Here is a 20,842-nt window from a genome sequence, read left to right as displayed (position 1 = left end):
AGTAAAAGAACAATAACTATTGGTAATTAAAAATTTTATTTGCTAGTAGTTATTAAGAGAATTTAAGCGAAAACGTTTGAAAAAATATATTAGTTTTAGATGAATTTAGTAGTTAAGAAATCTTAAACATCCGAACCGCTAATGGCGGTAGTTCGACGGATGCACTGTGAGTTCTTCCTTGCCATCCGATTTTCTCAATTTTCACCTTGGTAGTACAAGACATCTCGCTTCCGGCAAAACGATCGGCGTCGCTGTTAAAAATTTCAGTTAAAGAACCTTTTTTGGGAACTCCTATACGATAATCAGTTCGAGGAACTTGGGTAAAATTACAAATTACAATGACCCAATCTTTTTCATGCTCTCCTTTTCGGATATAACTAAGTACCGAATTTTCATGGTCGTCATAACTAATCCATTCAAATCCCTGCTGATCAAACTGATGTTTATATAAAGCCTCTTCTTTTTTATACAAAGCATTTAACTCTTTAACCAATTGTTTTACACCATAGTGAAATTTATATTCTAAAACATACCAATCCAGTTGATCATTAAAATCCCACTCTGCATGTTGCCCAAACTCTGATCCCATAAACAGAAGTTTAGTTCCGGGATGGGTAAACATATAGCAATATAACAGCCTCAGATTAGCGAATTGTTGCCATTCATCTCCTGGCATACGCCCGATAATACTTCCTTTGCCATGTACCACTTCATCATGGCTTAAGGGTAGCAAAAAATTTTCAGCAAATGCATAGGTCAAGCTAAAGGAGATATCATTATGGTGATAATTACGGTATACCGTTTCTTTTTGAAAATACAACAAGGTATCATTCATCCACCCCATCATCCATTTCATGCCAAACCCCAATCCCCCTAAAAAAACCGGTTTGGAAACACCGGAAAAAGAAGTGGATTCTTCGGCAATCATTTGAACATCAGGAAAACTCTTATATACTTCTAAATTTAATTCTTTTAAGAACTCGATGGCTTCCAGGTTTTCATTTCCGCCATAGATATTAGGTTCCCATTCTCCTTCCTCACGGGAATAATCTAAAAATAACATCGAGGCAACAGCATCTACCCGTAATCCGTCAATATGATAATTCTGTAACCAATAAATCGCATTACTAATTAAAAAACTTTTTACCTCATTACGTCCGTAATTAAAGATAAGGCTTTTCCAGTCCGGGTGGTACCCTCTTCGTTTGTCCGGATGTTCATAAAGATGCGAACCGTCAAAATTTCCAAGTCCATGCGCGTCTTCCGGAAAATGAGAGGGTACCCAGTCCAAAATAATTCCGATACCGTTTTGATGCAATTGGTCGATAAGGTATTTAAGTTCTTCCGGGTAGCCTAAGCGGGAAGTCGGTGCAAAATATCCGGTTATTTGGTATCCCCAGGAAGGGTCATACGGAAATTCCATCACCGGCATAAACTCCACGTGTGTAAATTCCATTTCCTTGAGGTACGCTACTAGTTCGTCTGCTAATTCGTAGTAAGATAACGAGCGGTTTTCTCCTGGTTTTTTTCTCCAGGAAGGTAAATGAACTTCATACACTGAAAAGGGGGCAGTTAGACTATTTTTTTCACCTCGATTTTGTTGCCAATCAGTATCCTTCCATTCATAATGATCTTTCCAAACCACAGAAGCGGTACTAGGTGGGTGTTCACAACGACGGGCATAAGGATCTGCTTTTTCAGTATAAGTTCCTTCCTGGGACTGAATTTTATATTTGTATAAAGCACCTTGTTGTATTCCCGGTATGAACCCTTCCCAAATCCCCGAAGAATCCCATCGTACTTTTAATAGATGCTCTTGGTCATTCCAATAATTAAAGTCTCCGGTAACTGAAACTTGTTTGGCGTTAGGTGCCCAAACCGAAAAATAAGTTCCTTCCTGGCCATCTCTAGTAAGTAAATGAGAACCAAATTTATCGAAAAGGCGATAATGCTTACCTGCCTTAAATAATTCGATATCAAAATCAGTAAATAAACTATGTGGAAGCACGTCTGCCATATATATTAAATTATTGTAACTACTTAAGAAATAATAGTTCCGTTATGAATAATAGCCCGACGACGAATCACAATTACGCCATCTCGTACGACATAGGTATCTTCTTCTTTATCTTCAAGATGCTTACCACCTTTTATAACAACATTATCTCCAATCCGTGCATCTTTATCAATAATTGCATAAGATATATCACAGCGATCCCCTACTCCGATACACGGACGGTTATTTTCTTTATCATCTTCCATTTCTTCAAGAGATTGGTAGATATTACCCCCAATCATATACGTGTCATTAATTACAGTATCTTTACCAATCCTGGATCGTATCCCAATCACTGAATTACTAATTTCCTTGGCATTGATAATACATCCGTCTGCAATCATACTTTTGTTGAGCATAGTACTCATAATCTTAGAAGGAGGTAATATTCTGGGTCGGGTTAAAACTGAATTACTGGTGTCAAACAGGTCAAAATCAGGAATAGGATCAGTTAATCCTATATTAGCTTCAAAAAAGGAGGGTATGGTACCAATATCTGTCCAGTATCCTTCATACTGATAGGCTGCAATTTTATGTTTACCTATGGATTGTGGTAAAATTTCTTTCCCAAAATCTATGGTTTCCGTATTAGATAAGATATCAATTAATAAGTCTCTGTTAAACATATAGATCCCCATGGAAGCCAAGTAAATTCTGTCCTGTTTTTTCATTTGCGGACTTACCTCGGATTCCCAACCCGGTAATTTATCTAAAGGAGGCTTTTCAATAAAGGATGAAATATTTAAATTATCATCAGTCTTTAATATACCAAAAGCATGGGATTCTTCGGCGGTCACCGGTATGGTAGCTACGGTGATCTCAGCATTCTTTTCTTCGTGTTCTCGTAAAAAACGATCGAGGTCCATCCGATACAACTGATCTCCGGATAGAATCAGCACATATTCAAATTCATGATTTAATAAGTGATGCAAAGATTGCCGAACCGCATCTGCTGTTCCCTGGAACCAGGTTTTGTTATTTGGCGTTTGTTCGGCAGCAAGAATGTCTACAAAAGCATTACTAAAAGAGCTAAATCGATACGTATTTTTAATATGTCGGTTAAGTGATGCCGAGTTAAACTGGGTTAACACAAACATCCTTTTTATATCATAATGAATACAGTTAGAAATAGGAATGTCTACCAGTCTGTATTTTCCTGCAATAGAAACCGCCGGTTTTGATCTGTCATCAGTAAGAGGGGATAAACGGGTTCCTTGTCCACCCCCTAGTATGACTGCAAGTACTTTTTTATTAATCATGAATATATTTTATAAGTGACTGATATAGAGTTTTATATTGTTTAGCTGAATGATTCCACGAATTATCTATTTGCATGGCTTTACGTTGGGTCTGTCGATAGAATTTTGAATTACTATAAAGTTCAACAGCTCGCCTAATACCTTCACAGATATCAGTAACGGTAGCTTGTGCATGACAAATACCGTAACCGTCGTCTCCAATATCCACTACTGTATCTTGAAGTCCTCCGGTTCGCCTTACAACAGGGATAGTACCGTAACGTAAAGCATACATCTGATTGAGCCCACAAGGTTCTACCCGGGATGGCATTAAAATAAAATCCCCTCCTGCATACATAAGGTGAGATAGTTGTTCGTCATATCCAATATGAACCTGACAATGCGTACCCACTTTTTGAGCAGCAGCTTTCAAATTTGCTGCAATAACTTGATCTCCGGAACCTAGAAGTAACAAATTTAAATTTGCTTGTGGCATTATTTTCTCAATAACTTCCGGTAATAAGTCGACCCCTTTTTCATAAACTAACCTTCCGATAAAAATAAATAACGGGAGTTCCTTTATAAATCCATAGGTATCACACAACCACTCTTTATGTATTTTGCGTTTGGAAATAAAATTTCTTCTGTCGTATGGCTCTTTTAATAAGCTATCAGTTTTAGGGTTCCAATAAGTAGCATCAATTCCATTTAAAATACCGATACACTTGTTCTTTTCATGTACTAATAAACCTTCTAGCCCTGCTGCCGATTGTTGAAGCTCTCTCATGTATGTAGGTGATACCGTAGTCACACGATCAGCACATTTTATAGCCGTAGCCAATGGATTGATAAGTTGATCCCAGTCTAGTAAGCCTTTATCTTCCTCGTTGAAATAAGGGAGGTAATGTTCATATTCATACCCAAATTGTCCCTGGTATTGTGCATTATGAATAGTAATAATACTTTTTAATGGTTTTAAATCTTCAAAATCATAACAATAATCTTTCATAAATGGAATCAACCCGGTATGATGATCATGACAATGAAGTATCTGTGGTTTATCTTTTAATGTTAATATCCACTGTAGAACAGCTATTTGAAAACCAAGGAAGCGCTCTACATCATCGGGATATCCGTACATTTGATCTCGATTGAGTAAAGAAGGTATAGCTACTATATATAACGGAAATTCAAAACGGGTATCTTTAATTTCTTCAATAGTATATAGGTATTCTGTTGTACCCAGCAATACGGTACCTTCTGTCTGACTAATGACTTTTAAATCCTGAAAAGTACTTTTATCATATTTAGGAAGAATAACTCCCGTCGAGATATCCAGGTTGTTTAAGTATTTTGGTAAAGCTCCGACCACGTCAGCCAGACCGCCTGTTTTTGCTAAAGGATAGAACTCAAAGCTAATATGTAATACTTCCATAAGAAGGGTGACAATGTGTAATTTTTAATGAGGATTTTATTGCTTATGTCATAAAGCACCTAAAACTAAAGAAAACTCTGCACAATTCTTGAAAAAACTCAATAATTCTTGAAAATTGTTGTCATATTCCTAAATAAGTTACTTTTTGTTTAATAAAAGATCAAAAAACCTTAACAAAATATATAGTATGTACATAATGGTATTATATTGTTAGCAAAGAAGACCATTGTAAGTATAAACTATAGTAACATCTTAAGTGACCTAAGATAAATATAAACCACTGAAGCATTGTATTTATTAAACGAAATATTTCTAGAATGGAAATCTCTAAACTAATAAGTAGCAACACACCCGGGATGTTAGTTTTTTCTGCAACCCTGTTAAATATAAAACAAACTATGAAGACTATGGATATACCTATAAATACATTATATAAAGTGAAAAATTTTCACCTAGCTTATACGGAATAAAGTTAAAAATATAAAAATTCTAAAAGTAAACTTTAAACTAGCATAACAACACATATATTTAATCACTTGAACAACAGTATACTATTTAAATATTACAATTAGTATTCGATAGGCTGTGCTAACCTGTTTAAAAAAATAATTAAGATTTACTTAACTTTTATGTCAAAAAGTTTGTACAGTTACGGTTTTTGTGTAATTTAGTATTTCCCTAGAATAAAATTAATAACATGATACAACCATCACCATTAGAGAAAGAGTTTAACTCTAGAGATTTACAAACGAAATACAGAGATATCTGGTCAAAAGGTATTCACCTGTTCAGTGTTAACGACGCAAACCGGGATTTTTATTACAGTATTTTTTATTGTGATTTTTTATTTGCCGAAGTAGTTTATAATAAACTAAACGGCGAAATCTTAGGTATTAAAAGTTTTACCGACCGGGCAAAACTAATGTACTATCTACGAGAAGATTTTAGCTAACCACCCTATACAACACAACTCTATTTAGCCCCATGGCGAACGGCCCTACGTAACACATCTATAGGTTAAAACGTGGTAGGGTCGTTTTTATTTTCTATGAAGAACTGGTTTTATAGGTGATGTTTAATACCAAGCCGGTAATAACCAGTACCATTCCTACTAAACTGATTAAGGTGTAATTATCGCCTAATAGCAATACTCCTCCTAATAGGGTAAAGAGCACTTCTACATATTTTAAAGAAACTACTTTATTAGTTGCCTGGCTTTGAAAAGCTTTAGTCATAAAAAGCTGACCGAAATAACCAGAAATGCCAAGGCTCAACAACATTAATAGTTCTGAAATATTTGGGTTTTTTTGCCAAAAGAATATAGAAAAAATCCCACCAACAAATACAGCGATCATCATAAAATAATTTACGATTACCACAGGGTGGTCATGTTTACCAATTTTATTGATTAATACATAGACAAAACCACTGGAAATAGCAGAACCAACTACCAAAACCAGACCGGTAGTCTGTAATTGGTGATCAAATCCCTTAATTAGAAGTACACCGGAAAAAGCAATGCCAAAAAAGAAAAACTGAAGTATTTTAATCTTTTCTTTTAAAAAAAGCAGTGCAAAAATACTGGCAAATATGGGAGCCAGATATCTTAAAGAGACAGCAGTTCCAATGGCAAGATATTGTACGGACCAGAAAAACAGACCCATAGAAGTTACTCCTGCAACCCCTCTAAGAACTAACCACTTTCTTTGATTTCCTAAAGGTGAAATCCTATTCTTAATGAGAAGGGGAACGGTAAAAAACAAAGATCCGAGAGATCTAAAAAAAACTAATTGTGCCGCACTGAATCCGGATAAGTATTTTACTGTAATATTCATTGCCGTAAAAAATAAGGCACTTAATAGCATGCATTGGATCGCTCTTCTCAATAGCAGTAATATTTAGAATGGTTCTCAAGTTGTAAAGATAAGCTAGTACTTAAGGCTAGCTTCCTTATATAACTAAATTTATTAAATAAGCTTCATTTAATTTTCGGTGTGGATTTTGTAGAAACCACTTATGAATTCCAATTCTTAAAGTCAATTTAAAGTCATAAATTACCCCATGATCAAACCTTCTTTACGTATAGTACTGTTTTTAAGTGTTCTATTATTTATTTGCTATTTACCAGTACATTCTCAAGTGTATAAAGTAGTCGATAGTACTACGCAACAACCGGTTTCTTATGCTACTATCTCTTTTGGTAACGGACAAGGTATTTTTGCTGATGAAGCCGGAGATTTTAATTTTAGTAAAAAACGCTACCCGGATATTACTTCCTTATATATTTCCGCTTTAGGATATAAAGAATTGTCTTTACATACTTCAAATTTACCTGCTATTATAAATTTAGTTCAGGAAGTAGCGGAATTAAAGGAGGTTCTGATTACCGCCGAGAACCTGGGGAAGTATAAGACAAAAAAGAAAAATGCTATTGTACATAATGACTACTTTAAATCCTGGTTACCTACCGTAGAATCCGAAGTTGCAGTTTATTTTCCGAAAATACCTCTGCAACGGACTAAAATTGCATCGGTGTACTTGCCAATTCTTTTGGAAGATATTCGGGGACCTTCCGGTAAAAAACAACAATTCTCTACCCAATTTAAGATGCAATTTTATAAAAATAAAAAAGGGGCTCCCGGAAAACGTTTACCCTATAAAGACGTTTTTTTCAGAATTACAGATAAGAGTAAGTCTAACTTTGAATTAGATATTTCGGATTCGGGTGTTTTTATTCCTGAAGAAGGGATTTTTATATCGATACAAGTTTTGGGATATACGGATAAGAACGGTAAGTTACAACAAGGTAAGAAATATCATGAAGTAGAAACCAATCGCGGTATTGTTAAAATTCCCACTACCTTTCGTCCTTTACTACCCTTTACTAATAAAATAAAAAATAATATCACCTTCGCCCGAAGAATATTTTTTAGAAACCGAACCTGGCAACGATTTGATAAAAACTATACGGAAGGAAATAATCTAATCAGAATTAATCACGTCAACTACGGAATGGGATTGAAGTTGCATGTTTATGATAGGTAGGACATAAACTAGCATCTGAGTATAATAAACCCTAATCCAACAAAGAACGTCTTTCGTTATACTGTACAGCTGGAGTAAATGTATGAGTATGTACCGATTTGTTTTCTACGTAACTTACTGCATCTGCAATGGTCATAAAATAATACGCACTTCCTAACTGATCGGTAAAGCCTGATCTTTGCAAAAAATCCCGAACCGGCCCGATGGCTCCGCTGATTAATAATTGTATTTCGGAGTTTTCAAGATATGTATATACATCTTCCAGAATGTACAAACCGGTAGTGTCCATATCATGCATATTTTTTGCATCCAGGATTAAAAATTTTGGCGTTACGCTACGCTGTCCAATATGTTTTAAAATAACATCTTTAAAATAAGTAGCATTGGCAAAATACAATTGATCATCAAAACGGATAATTAGATATTGTTCTGAACGTAGGGCTTCCGGAAACCTTAAAATATTTCGGTAATAGTTCGTATCAGGGATTTTTACAAGTTCAGCTACGTGCGGACGGGAACTGTGATATTGTAGAAAAAAGTAGGCTGATAAAACACCGATAAAAATTCCTAACTCTACTCCTATGATCAGCGTACCAATAAAAGTAGTAATCATAATGATAAATTCCTTTCTTTTAATATGCCATAAATGTATCGCTTCTTTCACATCAATTAACCCCAATACCGAAACTAAAATGATAGCGGCAAGTACGGCTTTGGGAATGTAATAGAAGTATGTGGTTAAAAACAAAAGGGAAATAACCACTAAAATTGCTGTGATCAATGAGGAAATTTGGGTCTTACCTCCTGCCCTGTCGTTAATAGCGGTCCGGCTGTAACTCCCTGAGGAAGGTACTGCTTGAAAAAAAGCCCCGATCACTTTCGCTATACCAAGCGCTAAAAGTTCCTGGCTGGGTTTAATTACGTGATCTTTATTTTTTAATTCCAGGGATTTGGCAATACCAATACTGCCAACATATCCTATAAAGGTAATGGTAAGAACAGCAGGTAATAGGGTAAGCATGTTTTGGTAGCTAAAATCTGGTAGTTCAAAATCAGGTAGCCCTTTTGGAACTTCACCAATCACTGAAATTCCCTGATCATATAATTTAAAATAATACGTAGCTAAGGAACTTAATAATAAAATGAACAATGCCCCTGGAAAAGAATGTTTCCATTTTCTTAACCCCATTATCAATAAAATAGACAGTAAACACATTACAAATGTAAGTACATGAGTGTTCTGTAGGTTTTGAAAAGTATATTGAATTCTTTGAAATGTATTTAAAGAGGGCACAGAAATACCCAGTGCTTCCCCTAATTGGGATACGATAATAATAATTGCTGCAGCAGAAATAAAACCGGTAAGCACGGGTTGTGAAATTAAATTTACTAAAAAGCCCATCCGTAAAACCCCCAAAATAATCTGTAATAAACCAATTAATAAGCTACTAAAAATAACCAGGCTTAAAAACTGATCACTAAAGGGTTCAGCAAGTTGGCTTACTCCGCTCATGACTAAAATAGCAGTAACGGCTACCGGACCTATACTTAATAAACGGGAAGTTCCTAAAAACGTATAAATAAATAAAGGGAAAACACAAGCGTACAATCCGTAAATCGGAGGTACTCCCATAAGCAAAGCATACGCCATGGCCTGAGGAATTAAAACAATGCTAACCGTAATACCAGCAATTAAATCTGCTTTAAACTGAGAGCGAGTATATGATCTGAAAACAGCAGCAATCGGAAATATGTGATCAATTTTCTTTAAAACGGTATTTTTATAATTAGCAATAGGTATAAAAAGCAAGTTTTTTCCTATAATAAATGTATGATAAAAATCTCGGAAATTCCGGTATCTTCTTATTTAGATATTCATAATTCGATAATTTTTGATTTATTCGACTCTTCTACTTCTTAAGATTTCAGCGTACTTTAGTCGTTCAGTAGTAGTAAATATGAATGAAATTTTAGTATACTTCTTAATTATTGCAATAGGTTTTTTTGCCGGAATCGTAAATACGTTGGCGGGGGGAGGTTCTTTATTAACTCTGCCCCTACTCATATTTCTAGGGCTTCCCCCGGCAGTAGCTAACGGGACTAATCGTATCGGAATTTTTATTCAAACCGCAACTTCTGTAGCTGGATTTAAAAGTAAAGGTATTCAACCTTCTCGTTTTAGTTTTTACCTGGGTATTTGGGCGTTAATAGGTTCGTTAATTGGAGCCCGAATAGCAGTCACACTGGATGAAGAAATCTTCAATAAAATACTGGCGGTTATCATGGTGCTGGTAGTTATTTTTATGCTGGTAAAACCTAAAACAGCTAATAATAAACCTAAAACCGAACAGACTCTTTTAAAAAAATCGATAGGTGGGATACTCTTTTTTCTTATTGGTATCTACGGGGGTTTTATCCAGGCTGGAGTAGGTATCCTTATTCTTTTTGCATTAAGCACCGTACATCGCTTTTCCTTAGTTCAATCTAATGCTATAAAAGCCATAGTTGTAGGTATATATACTGTTGCCGCCCTGAGCATTTTTATTTATAATGACCAGGTTAATTATACATACGGTCTAATTTTGGCTGCCGGCAATGCTGGTGGTGGGTGGATTGCCAGTCGTTGGTCTGTAAATAAGGGAGACGGATTGGTTAAATTCTTTTTGCTAGTAATGGTAATAGCTATGGCTATTAAACTCTGGGTGGATAGTTAATCTTCTTGTAAAATATTTTTAAGCTACGAGGGTTTTAATACTTTAGAAAATGAAATTCGTTACTATGAAAAACATACTATTTATTTCTGTTTTAATTACAGTTTTTTTTACTTCCTGTAAAAACACTAAAAAATCAGAGGATTCAATAAAGAATACCAATGAAGAACTGGCAACTAATAAAATAATACCTACTGAAACTACAGAAAAAGAAAAAGTCGCTACCATTACCCCTATTGAACATGCCACTACGGTAGTAGAATATAATGATGTCGTAATCTATATTGACCCAACCGGAGGTAGAAAAGCTTTTGAAGGTCAGAAAAAACCGGATATGGTTTTGATTACAGATATTCACGGAGATCACATGAATATAGCAACCCTGGATAGTTTGGATTTATCCGATGCACAAGTAATAGCTCCACAAGCCGTGGCAGAAAAACTACCCGCTTCTTATAATAGTCAGCTAATAATTTTAAATAATGGTGAAAGTAAAAACCTAAAAGGGATTACCATAGAGGCTATACCCATGTACAACTTAAGAGAAGAAGCCCTAAAATTTCATAATAAAGGTAGAGGAAACGGATATGTACTGACCTTAGGAAAAGAACGTGTTTATTTTTCAGGAGATACGGAAGATATTCCTGAAATGCGAAGCTTAGAAAATATTGATAAAGCTTTTGTCTGTATGAATTTGCCGTATACCATGCCAGTTGAGGCGGCGGCAGATGCCGTACTTGCTTTTAAACCTAAAAGGGTATATCCTTACCATTATCGGGGTACCGAAGGCTTAAGCGATGTTTCCAAATTTAAAGCTTTAGTCAATGCTGGTAGTCCTGATATCGAAGTGATTCAATGGGATTGGTATCCGGCGATACCGTAATTACTTTTAAGAAAGTATATTTTTACGTATTTGGAGAACCACCATCACTTTAAGATATATAAACCTTACGGGTATTTAAGCCAATTTGTGAATAACGGTCAAAAGCAAGGTAAAAAGAAGTTACTCGGTGAGTTATTTGATTTTCCGGAAAAATTGATGTCTGTGGGTCGCCTGGACGAAAAATCTGAAGGCCTTTTACTGCTAACTACAGATGGAAAATTAAGTAATCATATCAATAGTGCAGGTATTGAAAAGGAATATTATGCCTTAGTTGACGGACAAATTACCGAAGAGATTCTTAAAACATTAAGAACTGGGGTCGAGATAGGTTTTGATGGTAAAAAATATCAGACCAAACCTTCCAAAGTGGTCGCCCTCCCAGAAAAATCGAATCTACCGGAACGTAGTAAAAAAATCCGGGATGCCCGTCACGGTCCGGTCAGTTGGATTTCTATAACCTTAATCGAAGGAAAGTTTAGGCAAGTCCGCAAAATGACGTCAGCGGTAGGATTGCCTACCTTACGTTTGGTTCGGGTTCGGATAGGTAGTATCTATCTAGAAAATATGCAGGTGGGGGAAGTTGTTGCATTACCGGATATCGCTATTCTATAGTTTTATTTATTGTCAAAACTATTTTATACTCTTACATATAACGAGTTAAGAAATTTAATAGTGGCATTACCTCTTCAAAAGTAATTATCTTAATTTAACCTAGTTGCAGGTTTCATAGGTGTACGGCAAATTTCCGGTTTTGCTGATAACTTAATTTTTTCAGAAACAAAAACTCAGTAAAATCAAGAAATGTTGGAAATTAAAAAATTATAAAAATCTCTATTTACGGAAATTTGTCGTACACCCTGTTTCATTATAAAATTTAGTCATATCGACTAATGACTCTATTTCTTTTTTAAAGAATCCTGAGTTATACTTCTCAAGTAATTGAGGACATTCCTTAAAGAAAGAATTAATTATTGAGTTAAATTTCTTGAATCTAGGTCCATGTGTTATTTTTATTACTGTACTATCTGATTGTCTTCCTAAATAGTAAGTAGAAACCGGACCCATACGACCTCCAGTTCCTAAACCCATTAGACCACCCGCATTATTTACATAGGAAAGTTCACGATAACATTCAGTAGTTCCGCCAACTAACTTTTCAAGAATAAGAATTCCCTTACCCCCTTTAACCTTTTTATAAAAGAATGTTTTGGTATCCTTTCCATAAATAGGAATTACCTTGGTAACAGCGTACAATAGTTCTTTATTAAACTTTTGTTTTTTAATGTTTTTGATTCTTTGTAAATAGCATTTTTCTTTACGTGAACAACCTCTCCCAATAATTTTCTTCCATCCTTGAAAACTAAAACATCATTAAATTGAGCGTTAAGTATAAATGGTAAAAAAATAAATAGCTTAATTAGATTCATAATATTTCAAAATCTACCGAACCAACTTTTTATACTTAATTCGTTTAGGCATAAGGTCTCCCCCTAGACGTTTTTTCTTGTTTTCTTCATAATCAGAAAAACTTCCTTCAAAAAAGTATACCTGTGAATCTCCTTCAAAAGCTAAAATATGTGTACATATTCGATCTAAAAACCAACGGTCGTGAGAAATTACTACCGCACATCCCGCAAAGTTTTCCAGACCTTCTTCCAGGGCTCTCAAGGTATTTACATCCAAATCATTAGTAGGTTCATCCAGTAACAATACGTTGCCCTCTTCTTTTAAAGTCATTGCCAGATGCAAACGGTTCCGTTCCCCACCAGATAGAGTGGCTACTTTTTTGTTTTGTTCGCTTCCGCTAAAGTTAAAACGACTTAAATAAGCCCTGGAATTTACCTGTCTTCCACCCATCATAATTAATTCTTGCTCATCACTAAAATTTTGCCAGATGGTCTTTTCCGTATCAATATTACTATGACTTTGATCTACATAAGCTATTTTTGCAGTTTCACCTACTTCAAAATTTCCTTGATCCGGGGTTTCTTCACCCATTATCATTTTAAAGATCGTCGTTTTCCCCGCCCCGTTAGGACCAATGATCCCAACAATACCAGCTTGTGGTAACGTAAAGTTTAGATCTTCGTATAATAACTTGTCCCCAAAAGCCTTACTCACTCCTTTGGCATCAATTACATTAGTCCCTAACCGGGGGCCATTCGGAATATAGATTTCCAGTTTTTCATCTACCTGTTTTTGATCCTGGCTCATCAACTTATCGTAGTTCTTTAAACGAGCCTTTTGTTTGGTTTGCCTACCTTTAGCTCCCTGTCTTACCCATTCCAATTCACGTTCCAGGGTTTTTTGACGTTTAGAAGCAGTTTTGGATTCCTGTGCCATTCGCTTGGATTTTTGGTCTAGCCAAGAAGAATAGTTCCCTTTCCAAGGAATTCCTTCTCCCCTATCTAATTCAAGTATCCAACCTGCGATATTATCAAGAAAATACCGATCGTGGGTCACAGCGATTACCGTTCCTTTATATTGTGCCAAGTGGTGTTCTAACCAATGTACGGATTCGGCATCCAGGTGGTTGGTTGGTTCGTCAAGCAATAACACATCCGGTTCTTTTAATAATAAACGACATAGGGCCACCCTTCTTCGTTCTCCACCGGACAATACCTCTATTTTTTTATCGGGGTCCGGTGTACGCAAAGCATCCATGGCAATTTCCAGCTTGGTATCTAATTCCCAGGCATTACTAGCATCAATTTTATCCTGAAGTTCTGCCTGTTTATCCATCAGCTTTTGCATTTTATCTGCATCTTCATAGACTTCCGGCAAGCCGAACATATCATTTATTTTATTGTATTCATCCAGGATGGCAACCGTTTCAGCCGCTCCTTCTTTGACTACTTCCAGTACGGTTTTATCGGGATCTAACTGAGGTTCTTGTTCCAGGTATCCTACTGAATAATCCGAAGAAAAAACCACATCTCCCTGAAAATTTTTATCTATCCCGGCAATGATTTTTAATAAAGTTGATTTACCAGAGCCGTTTAAACCCAAGATACCAATTTTAGCTCCGTAGAAAAAGCTTAAATATATATTTTTGAGTACCGGAGTATTGGCACTTTTAAAGGTTTTAGTGACTCCCGACATGGAAAAAATCACTTTCTTGTCATCAGACATATTTCTATTTTAAATGTTTGTGGAATATTTAACTATACTCTTCCTTTTAAGGCATTAAATACCCAGGCAATGGCAAAAAAACCGATTCCAACTGCGGCAAATCCCCAGCCGGAGACCTCTCTGTACCTAAAAGCCCCTAGGAGAATTAAGGAGACTCCTACCAGAATCATGATAAATGTAGCCCATGCCAATACCGTATTTTTATTCATACCCATAATACCTTATTTGGATGATTTATTGTTTAGTTGAAAAACAAATATCGTTAATTTCCGGTCATAACCGTAACTTTATTAGGATCGGATGTAGTAAAAGTAATACGTACGTAAAAGTTAGGGTATAAAAAAACAGGCAAATTGCCTGTTTTTCAGTCTTTTATTTTAAAATAAGTAAGGTACACCTCTAATTTCCTACCCTGGCTTCTAAAACAGCTTCTACCTGGTTAGGTAAATTTTCATAAAAATCATATCCGGTCAATCGCTCGATAGCATCAATACTAGTCCTAAAATTTCTCCAGTTCGTACTGATATTCTGGTCATTCGGAACGTTGATTGCCAGTACTCTTGAGGAGGTAGTTACCCGGTTAATATCATTGGTTCCGTTAGGAATAATTAAGGCTACTTTCCAAAAAGAATCTGGTACGCTTACCGCCCCATTCGCAATCGTCCGCCTGAATCCTTCACGACCGGTACCACCACTACCTGCCACTCCGGAAATTATATGAATCTCGTTATCATCTAATAGTGACCTGAGGTAATTCTCAAAATCAGCCCAACTCTTTTGATTATTGTCCGGGGCTTGTGGTGCCATATTGGTCATAAAAAAGGTATTTGCATTACCACCACTACTAAAAGTCCGGTCTGCCGACGGACAGATATGCCCCCGGTCAAAACCCGAACCACTATAATCCGAAGAGGAAACTCTAAAGAAAGAAGAAGGCAATGAACGATCTTCTTCAAAACAGTTACACCTCGAAGCAGAACCTCTCCAGGCTTTGCTCAGGTGCCAACTTACCCAATTAGCCGTACCGCGGTCTTCATTATAAGATAATGTATATTCAGGTCTTAATAAAAAATAATTATTGGAGAAATTACCGGCATTTGATGGATTTCCAAAGGTTAGGTTGCTATCTCTTTGTGCCCGTCCTCCGGTACTTCCGCCAGTATTAATTTCGATATTATCAATGTTAATCCGACTGCTCCCGCCTCCGGTTTTATAGATTCCGTAACGAACACGGCGAGTATCGTTCACTGAGAAGCTTACCGTATTTAAACGGGTGGAGCTAGTAGTTACCGTATTGCCTACAAAAGACCAGTTATCACCTCGATCATAGGAGGCAATCAAACGCCAGGTAGAAGTACCGTCACTACCGTATTTAGCATGGCGTACACTTACAGAACGGGCTCCGTTATCCATATCAAAACTCATTACTACATAACCGGTATTCCGGATACGTACGGATTGTCTTCCGAATTTCCGGTCATTGGACAGGTCTCCTACCAGAGCATCCGAAGCAAACCAGTTGCCATTTTGAAGAAAAATAGTTCCGTTAGCATAACTGGGTTTATCTGTATTTTCAAAACCTTCAGTAAAGCCGGATGCTCTTTTATTACTATGATTATGTTCATGTGGCCCCTGGTTGTCGTATAGATAAGTCGGAGCTTCTAGTGTACCGAAAATAGCTAAGCTTTGATTTTCAATTTCGGAGATATTATCTTCGGTAGTACAACTATTAATGAAAAGAATAATGATTGTTGCCAAAGCAACATTTTTAATAGAAATGTTTTGCATGAGAAGTTGAGTTTATTTTAGACTCCTAAAGTAAAGGATTTAAAATAAGTAAGATTAAATTGGGATGCCTTAATCGTTATGAAAATGTTAATTCATAAGAAAGACCAGATAACAAGATTGATAGGAATTTTAACTTTAAAAGAAAGAGGCAATCCTATTAACATATTCACTACATTTTTTAATAACTATTGATAATTTATTACTAATACCACTACTCGCAAGGTCTTTTTTGTATTTTCGTAAAAAAGCAACACATGGACCTAACTTTTAATAAAAACGAGGATCATAATAAATTACTGGTATCTTCCTTACGACAAAAACTAGCAGAAGTATACCTGGGAGGTGGTGAAAAGAAGATTGAAAAACAATATACAAAAGGTAAATTAACAGCAAGAGAACGTATCGCTTACTTACTTGACAAAGATGCATCTACCCTGGAAATTGCAGCTTTTGCCGGAGACGGAATGTACAAAGAACATGGAGGTTGTCCCAGCGGAGGTGTAGTGGTTATTATAGGATATATTAAAGGAGTTCAGTGCCTGGTAGTGGCTAATGACGCTACGGTAAAAGCCGGAGCCTGGTTTCCCATCACGGGTAAAAAAAACCTACGCGCTCAGGAAATTGCTATGGAAAATCGATTACCGATCATCTACTTAGTAGATAGCGCCGGAGTGTACTTGCCAATGCAAGACGAAATTTTTCCGGATAAAGAACATTTTGGCCGGATTTTTAGGAATAATGCGGTGATGAGCAGTATGGGGATTACCCAAATTTCGGCGGTTATGGGTAGTTGTGTAGCCGGCGGAGCCTATTTACCAATTATGAGTGATGAAGCTTTGATTGTAAATAAAACCGGAAGTATCTTTCTGGCGGGCAGCTATTTAGTAAAAGCAGCTATCGGAGAAACTATTGATAATGAAACCCTGGGAGGTGCTACTACCCATTGCGAAATATCTGGGGTTACAGATTATAAAGCAGAGAGTGACCAGGATGCCCTTGACACAATTAAAAAAATTATATCCAAAATAGGAGCCCCTGAAAATGCTGGTTTTAATAGAACTACCCCTATTGCACCCATACTAAACGAAAAAGATATTTACGGGATTATACCCAAAGCTAGAAACGAACAATATGATATGCGCGAAATCATTAAGCGCCTGGTAGATGCATCAGAGTTTGATGAATATAAAGAAGGTTACGGACAAAGTATACTTACCGGATATGCTCGTATTGACGGTTGGGCGGTAGGTATTGTAGCCAATCAACGTAAAATTGTAAAAAATAAAAAAGGAGAAATGCAGTTCGGGGGGGTAATTTACTCGGACTCTGCGGATAAAGCCACCCGTTTTATTGCCAATTGTAATCAGAAAAAGATTCCCCTGGTATTTTTACAAGACGTCACTGGTTTTATGGTGGGTAGTAAAAGCGAACATGGAGGAATTATTAAAGATGGTGCAAAAATGGTCAATGCTGTTAGTAATAGCGTAGTACCTAAATTTACTATTGTAATTGGAAACTCGTACGGAGCCGGAAATTATGCGATGTGTGGTAAAGCCTATGACCCTCGCTTTATCTATGCCTGGCCTAGTGCAGAGTTGGCAGTTATGGGAGGAGCGCAAGCGGCAAAAGTACTCACCCAAATTGAAACAGCTTCTTTAAAGAAAAAAGGAGAAGAATTATCCGAAGAAGACGAGAATACTATATATTCTAAAATTAAAGCACGTTACGACGATCAAATTTCGCCTTATTATGCAGCTGCCCGTCTCTGGACAGATGGTATCATAGATCCGCTGGACACCCGAAAAGTAATTTCAATGGGTATTGAAGCAGCCAACCAGTCCCCTATCGAAAAACCTTTTAATATGGGGGTGTTACAAGTGTAGTTTTCTTAAATAAGGATTTAGTAATTGATACCGGATAAGAATGGTTGATAAAGCGGAACATATTCCTTCTTTATTGTTAAGTTGAAACCTTACATTCGACTAAAATAGTAGTATGGATTTATATTACCATCCATTTTTCCTTTAAAAAAACACTTTTAACAGGATAATGCTTGTTAATTTTCAGTAATGAAAGTACCTAAGTTATCAAATTAGACCGCTTTCTTCTAAAACCTCTGTGACTTATGAAACGTACTCTGTTTGAAAAACAACCTGTTTACCGTAAGATTTGCATTTTAGTAAATACCGGAACGCTTATTTTTGAATATAAACTAAAGGGGGTAATGCATTCTCTGTACGCTCTGGATCTTTATTTCGTCGAAGTAATTTCCACCGGAAGCATTACCCCAAAAATTGAAAGAATAATACTCTTTACAAGCGGGGAACGTCTAAATCATTATGCCCGTTTATTTTCGGATGAATTACTGAAACTAAAGAATAAAAATTAGAAAACTACTTAGCAAGCAATTTAAATTCTTACTTACTAAATAGTTTCTATGAAGTCGCGGACTACCCAAATGCAGAGGCTACCGAACCCCCGTCTACCCGAATATTGGTACCATTGATAAAACTGGCATGCTCTGAACATAAAAAGGCAATTACAGAAGCAATTTCTTCAGGTTTACCCCTACGTTGCATTGCGATATGCGGACGTTTATTTTCTACAAACCACTCTACTGCTTCTTCTACACTAATATTTTTTTCTTCGGCTAATTCTTCCATCATGGCATCTGTCATCGGAGTTTCTATATAAGCCGGAGAGATACAATTAAATAAGATATTTTCTTTAGAATATGCCCGGGATAAACATTTAGATAAATTGATAATTCCGGCTTTACAAGCGTTATAAGGACTTTCCTCTTCATAAGGTTGGAAAGCATTCTCAGATGCCACCATAATCATACGACCCCAGTTTAATTTCTGAAAATGTGGAATAAAAGCCCGTGCCACTCGTACGGAACCCATCAGGTCAATCTCAATGGTATTTTTCCAGTCTTCATCCGTAAGTTCTAAGAAGTCACCTGCAGCACCCCTTGCCCCTGCCGAATGAAATACGATATGCGCACCACCCATTTCTTTTTCTATACGATCCGCCAGTTCTTTCACATTTACATAATTAGAGATATCGGCAGCCATAGTCAGTACTTTCGCTCCATCCTGAGCTTCTTTTTCTACCTTTTTCTTTGCTTCCTGCAAACTCTCTCCGTTTTCTTTGTCTGAAAGAATAACATGAACTCCTTCTCTAACTAAAAATTTTGCTGTTTCCTGTCCCATTCCGGAATCCCCACCGGTTATCAAAGCAGTTTTACCCTTAATCTTTAAATCCATTCGTATTTAATTTTATTACATTTTAATTATTCAGATGCTTAAAACTACTTTTATCAAGAAGCAATTATGGATGCAATTAATTATATCTTTACTACATTACAATTAAGGTTTGGCTATTCAAACTGGTTATCCTAATTTTAAATTAATAACCTTATTAAAATAAGACTTTAATACCTCATACATGTTTGATTTACTGGTAAGATCCATACCACTTAAAGATGTTATTGCAGACATAGCCAAAATTTTTGATACGGAATACTTCCATTATTGTGATGAATATAGTTTGGAAATTCCTCAAAATTTCGGAGAAGGAAGGATAACCGGAATCAACTTTAAAAACGGATTGGGGATCCTACGCTATGATTGTACGTTTCTACAGGATACTGTTTTTAAATTTGTAGTGAATAAAGTACATCCTCTTAAATTTTTATTTTGTGCGATCGGAGAGTTTACACATACATTCGAACATTGTACCGATGTACATGAGGTACAGCAGTATGACAATGCTATTGTAGCCTCCCAAAATTGCAATGGTCATATCTTAAGGTTTAAAGCAAACTGTCGTACAAAAATTAATAGTCTTGAAATTATTCGAGAGGAGTTTATACAATCTATTGATTGTGAACTTAAATCCCTTCCGGATGATTTACAAAATTTATTTGAAGATACAGAAGCTAAAGATAATTTCTATTATAAAGGACAATACAGTTTTAAGATAGGAGAGTTATTTGAAGATATGGAGGATTTTAATAAAGATCCGTTTTTAAACCGATTCTTTTTAAATGGCAAATCCTTAGAAATTTTAACTCAACAAATCGTACAATATATTGATGACCTGGATCCTGACCGTAGACGAAGTGTCCTACGCCGTTCTGAAATGAAAATGATAGAAAAGGCTACCAAGTTTATTCAGGAAAATATTGAAGAATCCCTTACTATCGAACAGATTGCCGAACATGTGGGCTTAAACAAAAAGAAATTACAACAAGGATTTAGAATTCTATATCGTATGAGTGTCAATAGTTATATGCAAAAAATAAGACTGGATGTTGCAGTACATTTATTAAAATCCACAGACCTTTCTATTTCAGAAATTGCCTACCGGGTAGGAATAAATAGTATGTCTTATTTATCTAAAGTATTTAAAAATAAATACAATCTTACTCCAAAGGATTTTAGAAAGAACCTATTATCGTCTTCTTAAACACATTTCATAACCCAAAATTGTTATTTGAGGTAAGAATCCAATTGATCTTGCTAACACATTTAACGATCTGCCTCTAAT

Annotated in this window: 18 protein-coding genes; 8 read left to right on the top strand and 10 right to left on the bottom strand. The window is 36.0% G+C overall.

Annotated elements, in window-relative coordinates; genetic code table 11:
• Positions 1–112 precede the first annotated feature (112 nt).
• From glgB to NBT05_RS14305, 3 genes are read right to left on the bottom strand one after another with little or no spacing between them, the layout of a single operon-like run.
• Positions 113–2,017 carry a 1,4-alpha-glucan branching protein GlgB gene (glgB, locus tag NBT05_RS14315; RefSeq protein ID WP_265770547.1) on the bottom strand — a complete coding sequence of 635 codons (1,905 nt, stop codon included), beginning with the start codon at positions 2,015–2,017 and terminating at the stop codon, positions 113–115.
• Positions 2,018–2,040: 23 nt separating this feature from the next.
• On the bottom strand, positions 2,041–3,315 hold the full coding sequence (locus tag NBT05_RS14310) for a glucose-1-phosphate adenylyltransferase (protein ID WP_265770546.1): 1,275 nt from the start codon (positions 3,313–3,315) through the stop codon (positions 2,041–2,043).
• A complete protein-coding gene (locus tag NBT05_RS14305; protein ID WP_265770545.1) occupies positions 3,308–4,729 on the bottom strand; it encodes a glycogen synthase in 1,422 nt (473 codons plus the stop codon). Before NBT05_RS14305 ends, NBT05_RS14310 begins: the two co-directional genes overlap by 8 nt.
• 697 nt (positions 4,730–5,426) lie before the next feature.
• Here NBT05_RS14305 and NBT05_RS14300 point away from each other — a divergent pair.
• A complete protein-coding gene (locus NBT05_RS14300; RefSeq protein WP_265770544.1) occupies positions 5,427–5,681 on the top strand; it encodes a hypothetical protein in 255 nt (84 codons plus the stop codon).
• Between the two features lie 94 nt (positions 5,682–5,775).
• On the opposite strand, the gene NBT05_RS14295 is transcribed toward NBT05_RS14300, so the two are convergent.
• Positions 5,776–6,594, bottom strand: a complete 819-nt coding sequence (locus NBT05_RS14295) for a DMT family transporter (protein ID WP_265770543.1) — start codon at positions 6,592–6,594, stop codon at positions 5,776–5,778.
• A 196-nt stretch (positions 6,595–6,790) separates the two neighbouring features.
• Between NBT05_RS14295 and NBT05_RS14290 the strand changes: the two genes are divergently transcribed.
• Positions 6,791–7,774 carry a hypothetical protein gene (locus NBT05_RS14290; RefSeq protein ID WP_265770542.1) on the top strand — a complete coding sequence of 328 codons (984 nt, stop codon included), beginning with the start codon at positions 6,791–6,793 and terminating at the stop codon, positions 7,772–7,774.
• A 31-nt stretch (positions 7,775–7,805) separates the two neighbouring features.
• Here the strand turns inward: NBT05_RS14290 and NBT05_RS14285 are convergent, their stop codons facing one another.
• Positions 7,806–9,584 carry a SulP family inorganic anion transporter gene (locus NBT05_RS14285; RefSeq protein WP_265770541.1) on the bottom strand — a complete coding sequence of 593 codons (1,779 nt, stop codon included), beginning with the start codon at positions 9,582–9,584 and terminating at the stop codon, positions 7,806–7,808.
• 148 nt (positions 9,585–9,732) lie between these two features.
• On the opposite strand from NBT05_RS14285, the gene NBT05_RS14280 reads away from it, so the two are divergent.
• The 3 genes from NBT05_RS14280 (at position 9,733) to NBT05_RS14270 (ending at position 11,980) form a co-directional block, all read left to right on the top strand.
• Positions 9,733–10,488, top strand: a complete 756-nt coding sequence (locus NBT05_RS14280; protein WP_265770540.1) for a sulfite exporter TauE/SafE family protein — start codon at positions 9,733–9,735, stop codon at positions 10,486–10,488.
• Between the two features lie 64 nt (positions 10,489–10,552).
• A complete protein-coding gene (locus NBT05_RS14275; RefSeq protein WP_265770539.1) occupies positions 10,553–11,368 on the top strand; it encodes an MBL fold metallo-hydrolase in 816 nt (271 codons plus the stop codon).
• A 30-nt stretch (positions 11,369–11,398) separates the two neighbouring features.
• Positions 11,399–11,980 carry a pseudouridine synthase gene (locus NBT05_RS14270; RefSeq protein ID WP_265770538.1) on the top strand — a complete coding sequence of 194 codons (582 nt, stop codon included), beginning with the start codon at positions 11,399–11,401 and terminating at the stop codon, positions 11,978–11,980.
• A 219-nt stretch (positions 11,981–12,199) separates the two neighbouring features.
• Here NBT05_RS14270 and NBT05_RS14265 read toward each other — a convergent pair whose 3' ends face one another.
• The 4 genes from NBT05_RS14265 to NBT05_RS14250 form a co-directional block, all read right to left on the bottom strand.
• The gene (locus tag NBT05_RS14265; RefSeq protein ID WP_265770537.1) at positions 12,200–12,622 is read right to left on the bottom strand and encodes a hypothetical protein; all 423 of its coding nucleotides are present in this window, start codon (positions 12,620–12,622) and stop codon (positions 12,200–12,202) included.
• 186 nt (positions 12,623–12,808) lie between these two features.
• Positions 12,809–14,500: an energy-dependent translational throttle protein EttA gene (gene ettA / locus NBT05_RS14260; protein WP_265770536.1), complete on the bottom strand. Its 1,692-nt coding sequence runs from the start codon at positions 14,498–14,500 to the stop codon at positions 12,809–12,811.
• A gap of 32 nt (positions 14,501–14,532) precedes the next feature.
• On the bottom strand, positions 14,533–14,715 hold the full coding sequence (locus NBT05_RS14255) for a CAL67264 family membrane protein (RefSeq protein ID WP_265770535.1): 183 nt from the start codon (positions 14,713–14,715) through the stop codon (positions 14,533–14,535).
• Positions 14,716–14,899: 184 nt separating this feature from the next.
• Complete coding sequence (locus NBT05_RS14250; RefSeq protein WP_265770534.1) at positions 14,900–16,288, bottom strand: DNA/RNA non-specific endonuclease; 1,389 nt, start codon at positions 16,286–16,288, stop codon at positions 14,900–14,902.
• A gap of 254 nt (positions 16,289–16,542) precedes the next feature.
• Between NBT05_RS14250 and NBT05_RS14245 the strand changes: the two genes are divergently transcribed.
• Both NBT05_RS14245 and NBT05_RS14240 read left to right on the top strand, forming a co-directional pair.
• On the top strand, positions 16,543–18,171 hold the full coding sequence (locus NBT05_RS14245; protein ID WP_265770533.1) for an acyl-CoA carboxylase subunit beta: 1,629 nt from the start codon (positions 16,543–16,545) through the stop codon (positions 18,169–18,171).
• A gap of 242 nt (positions 18,172–18,413) precedes the next feature.
• The gene (locus NBT05_RS14240; protein WP_265770532.1) at positions 18,414–18,677 is read left to right on the top strand and encodes a hypothetical protein; all 264 of its coding nucleotides are present in this window, start codon (positions 18,414–18,416) and stop codon (positions 18,675–18,677) included.
• Positions 18,678–18,738: 61 nt separating this feature from the next.
• Here NBT05_RS14240 and NBT05_RS14235 read toward each other — a convergent pair whose 3' ends face one another.
• A complete protein-coding gene (locus NBT05_RS14235; RefSeq protein ID WP_265770531.1) occupies positions 18,739–19,557 on the bottom strand; it encodes an SDR family NAD(P)-dependent oxidoreductase in 819 nt (272 codons plus the stop codon).
• Between the two features lie 181 nt (positions 19,558–19,738).
• Between NBT05_RS14235 and NBT05_RS14230 the strand changes: the two genes are divergently transcribed.
• Positions 19,739–20,761: a helix-turn-helix domain-containing protein gene (locus NBT05_RS14230; protein ID WP_265770529.1), complete on the top strand. Its 1,023-nt coding sequence runs from the start codon at positions 19,739–19,741 to the stop codon at positions 20,759–20,761.
• The last annotated feature ends 81 nt before the right edge of the window (positions 20,762–20,842 follow it).

The sequence above is a fragment of the Aquimarina sp. ERC-38 genome (assembly GCF_026222555.1).
GTDB lineage: Bacteria > Bacteroidota > Bacteroidia > Flavobacteriales > Flavobacteriaceae > Aquimarina.
Note: the sequence above shows the minus strand (reverse complement) of the source record. Positions and strands in the feature narration are given on the sequence as shown.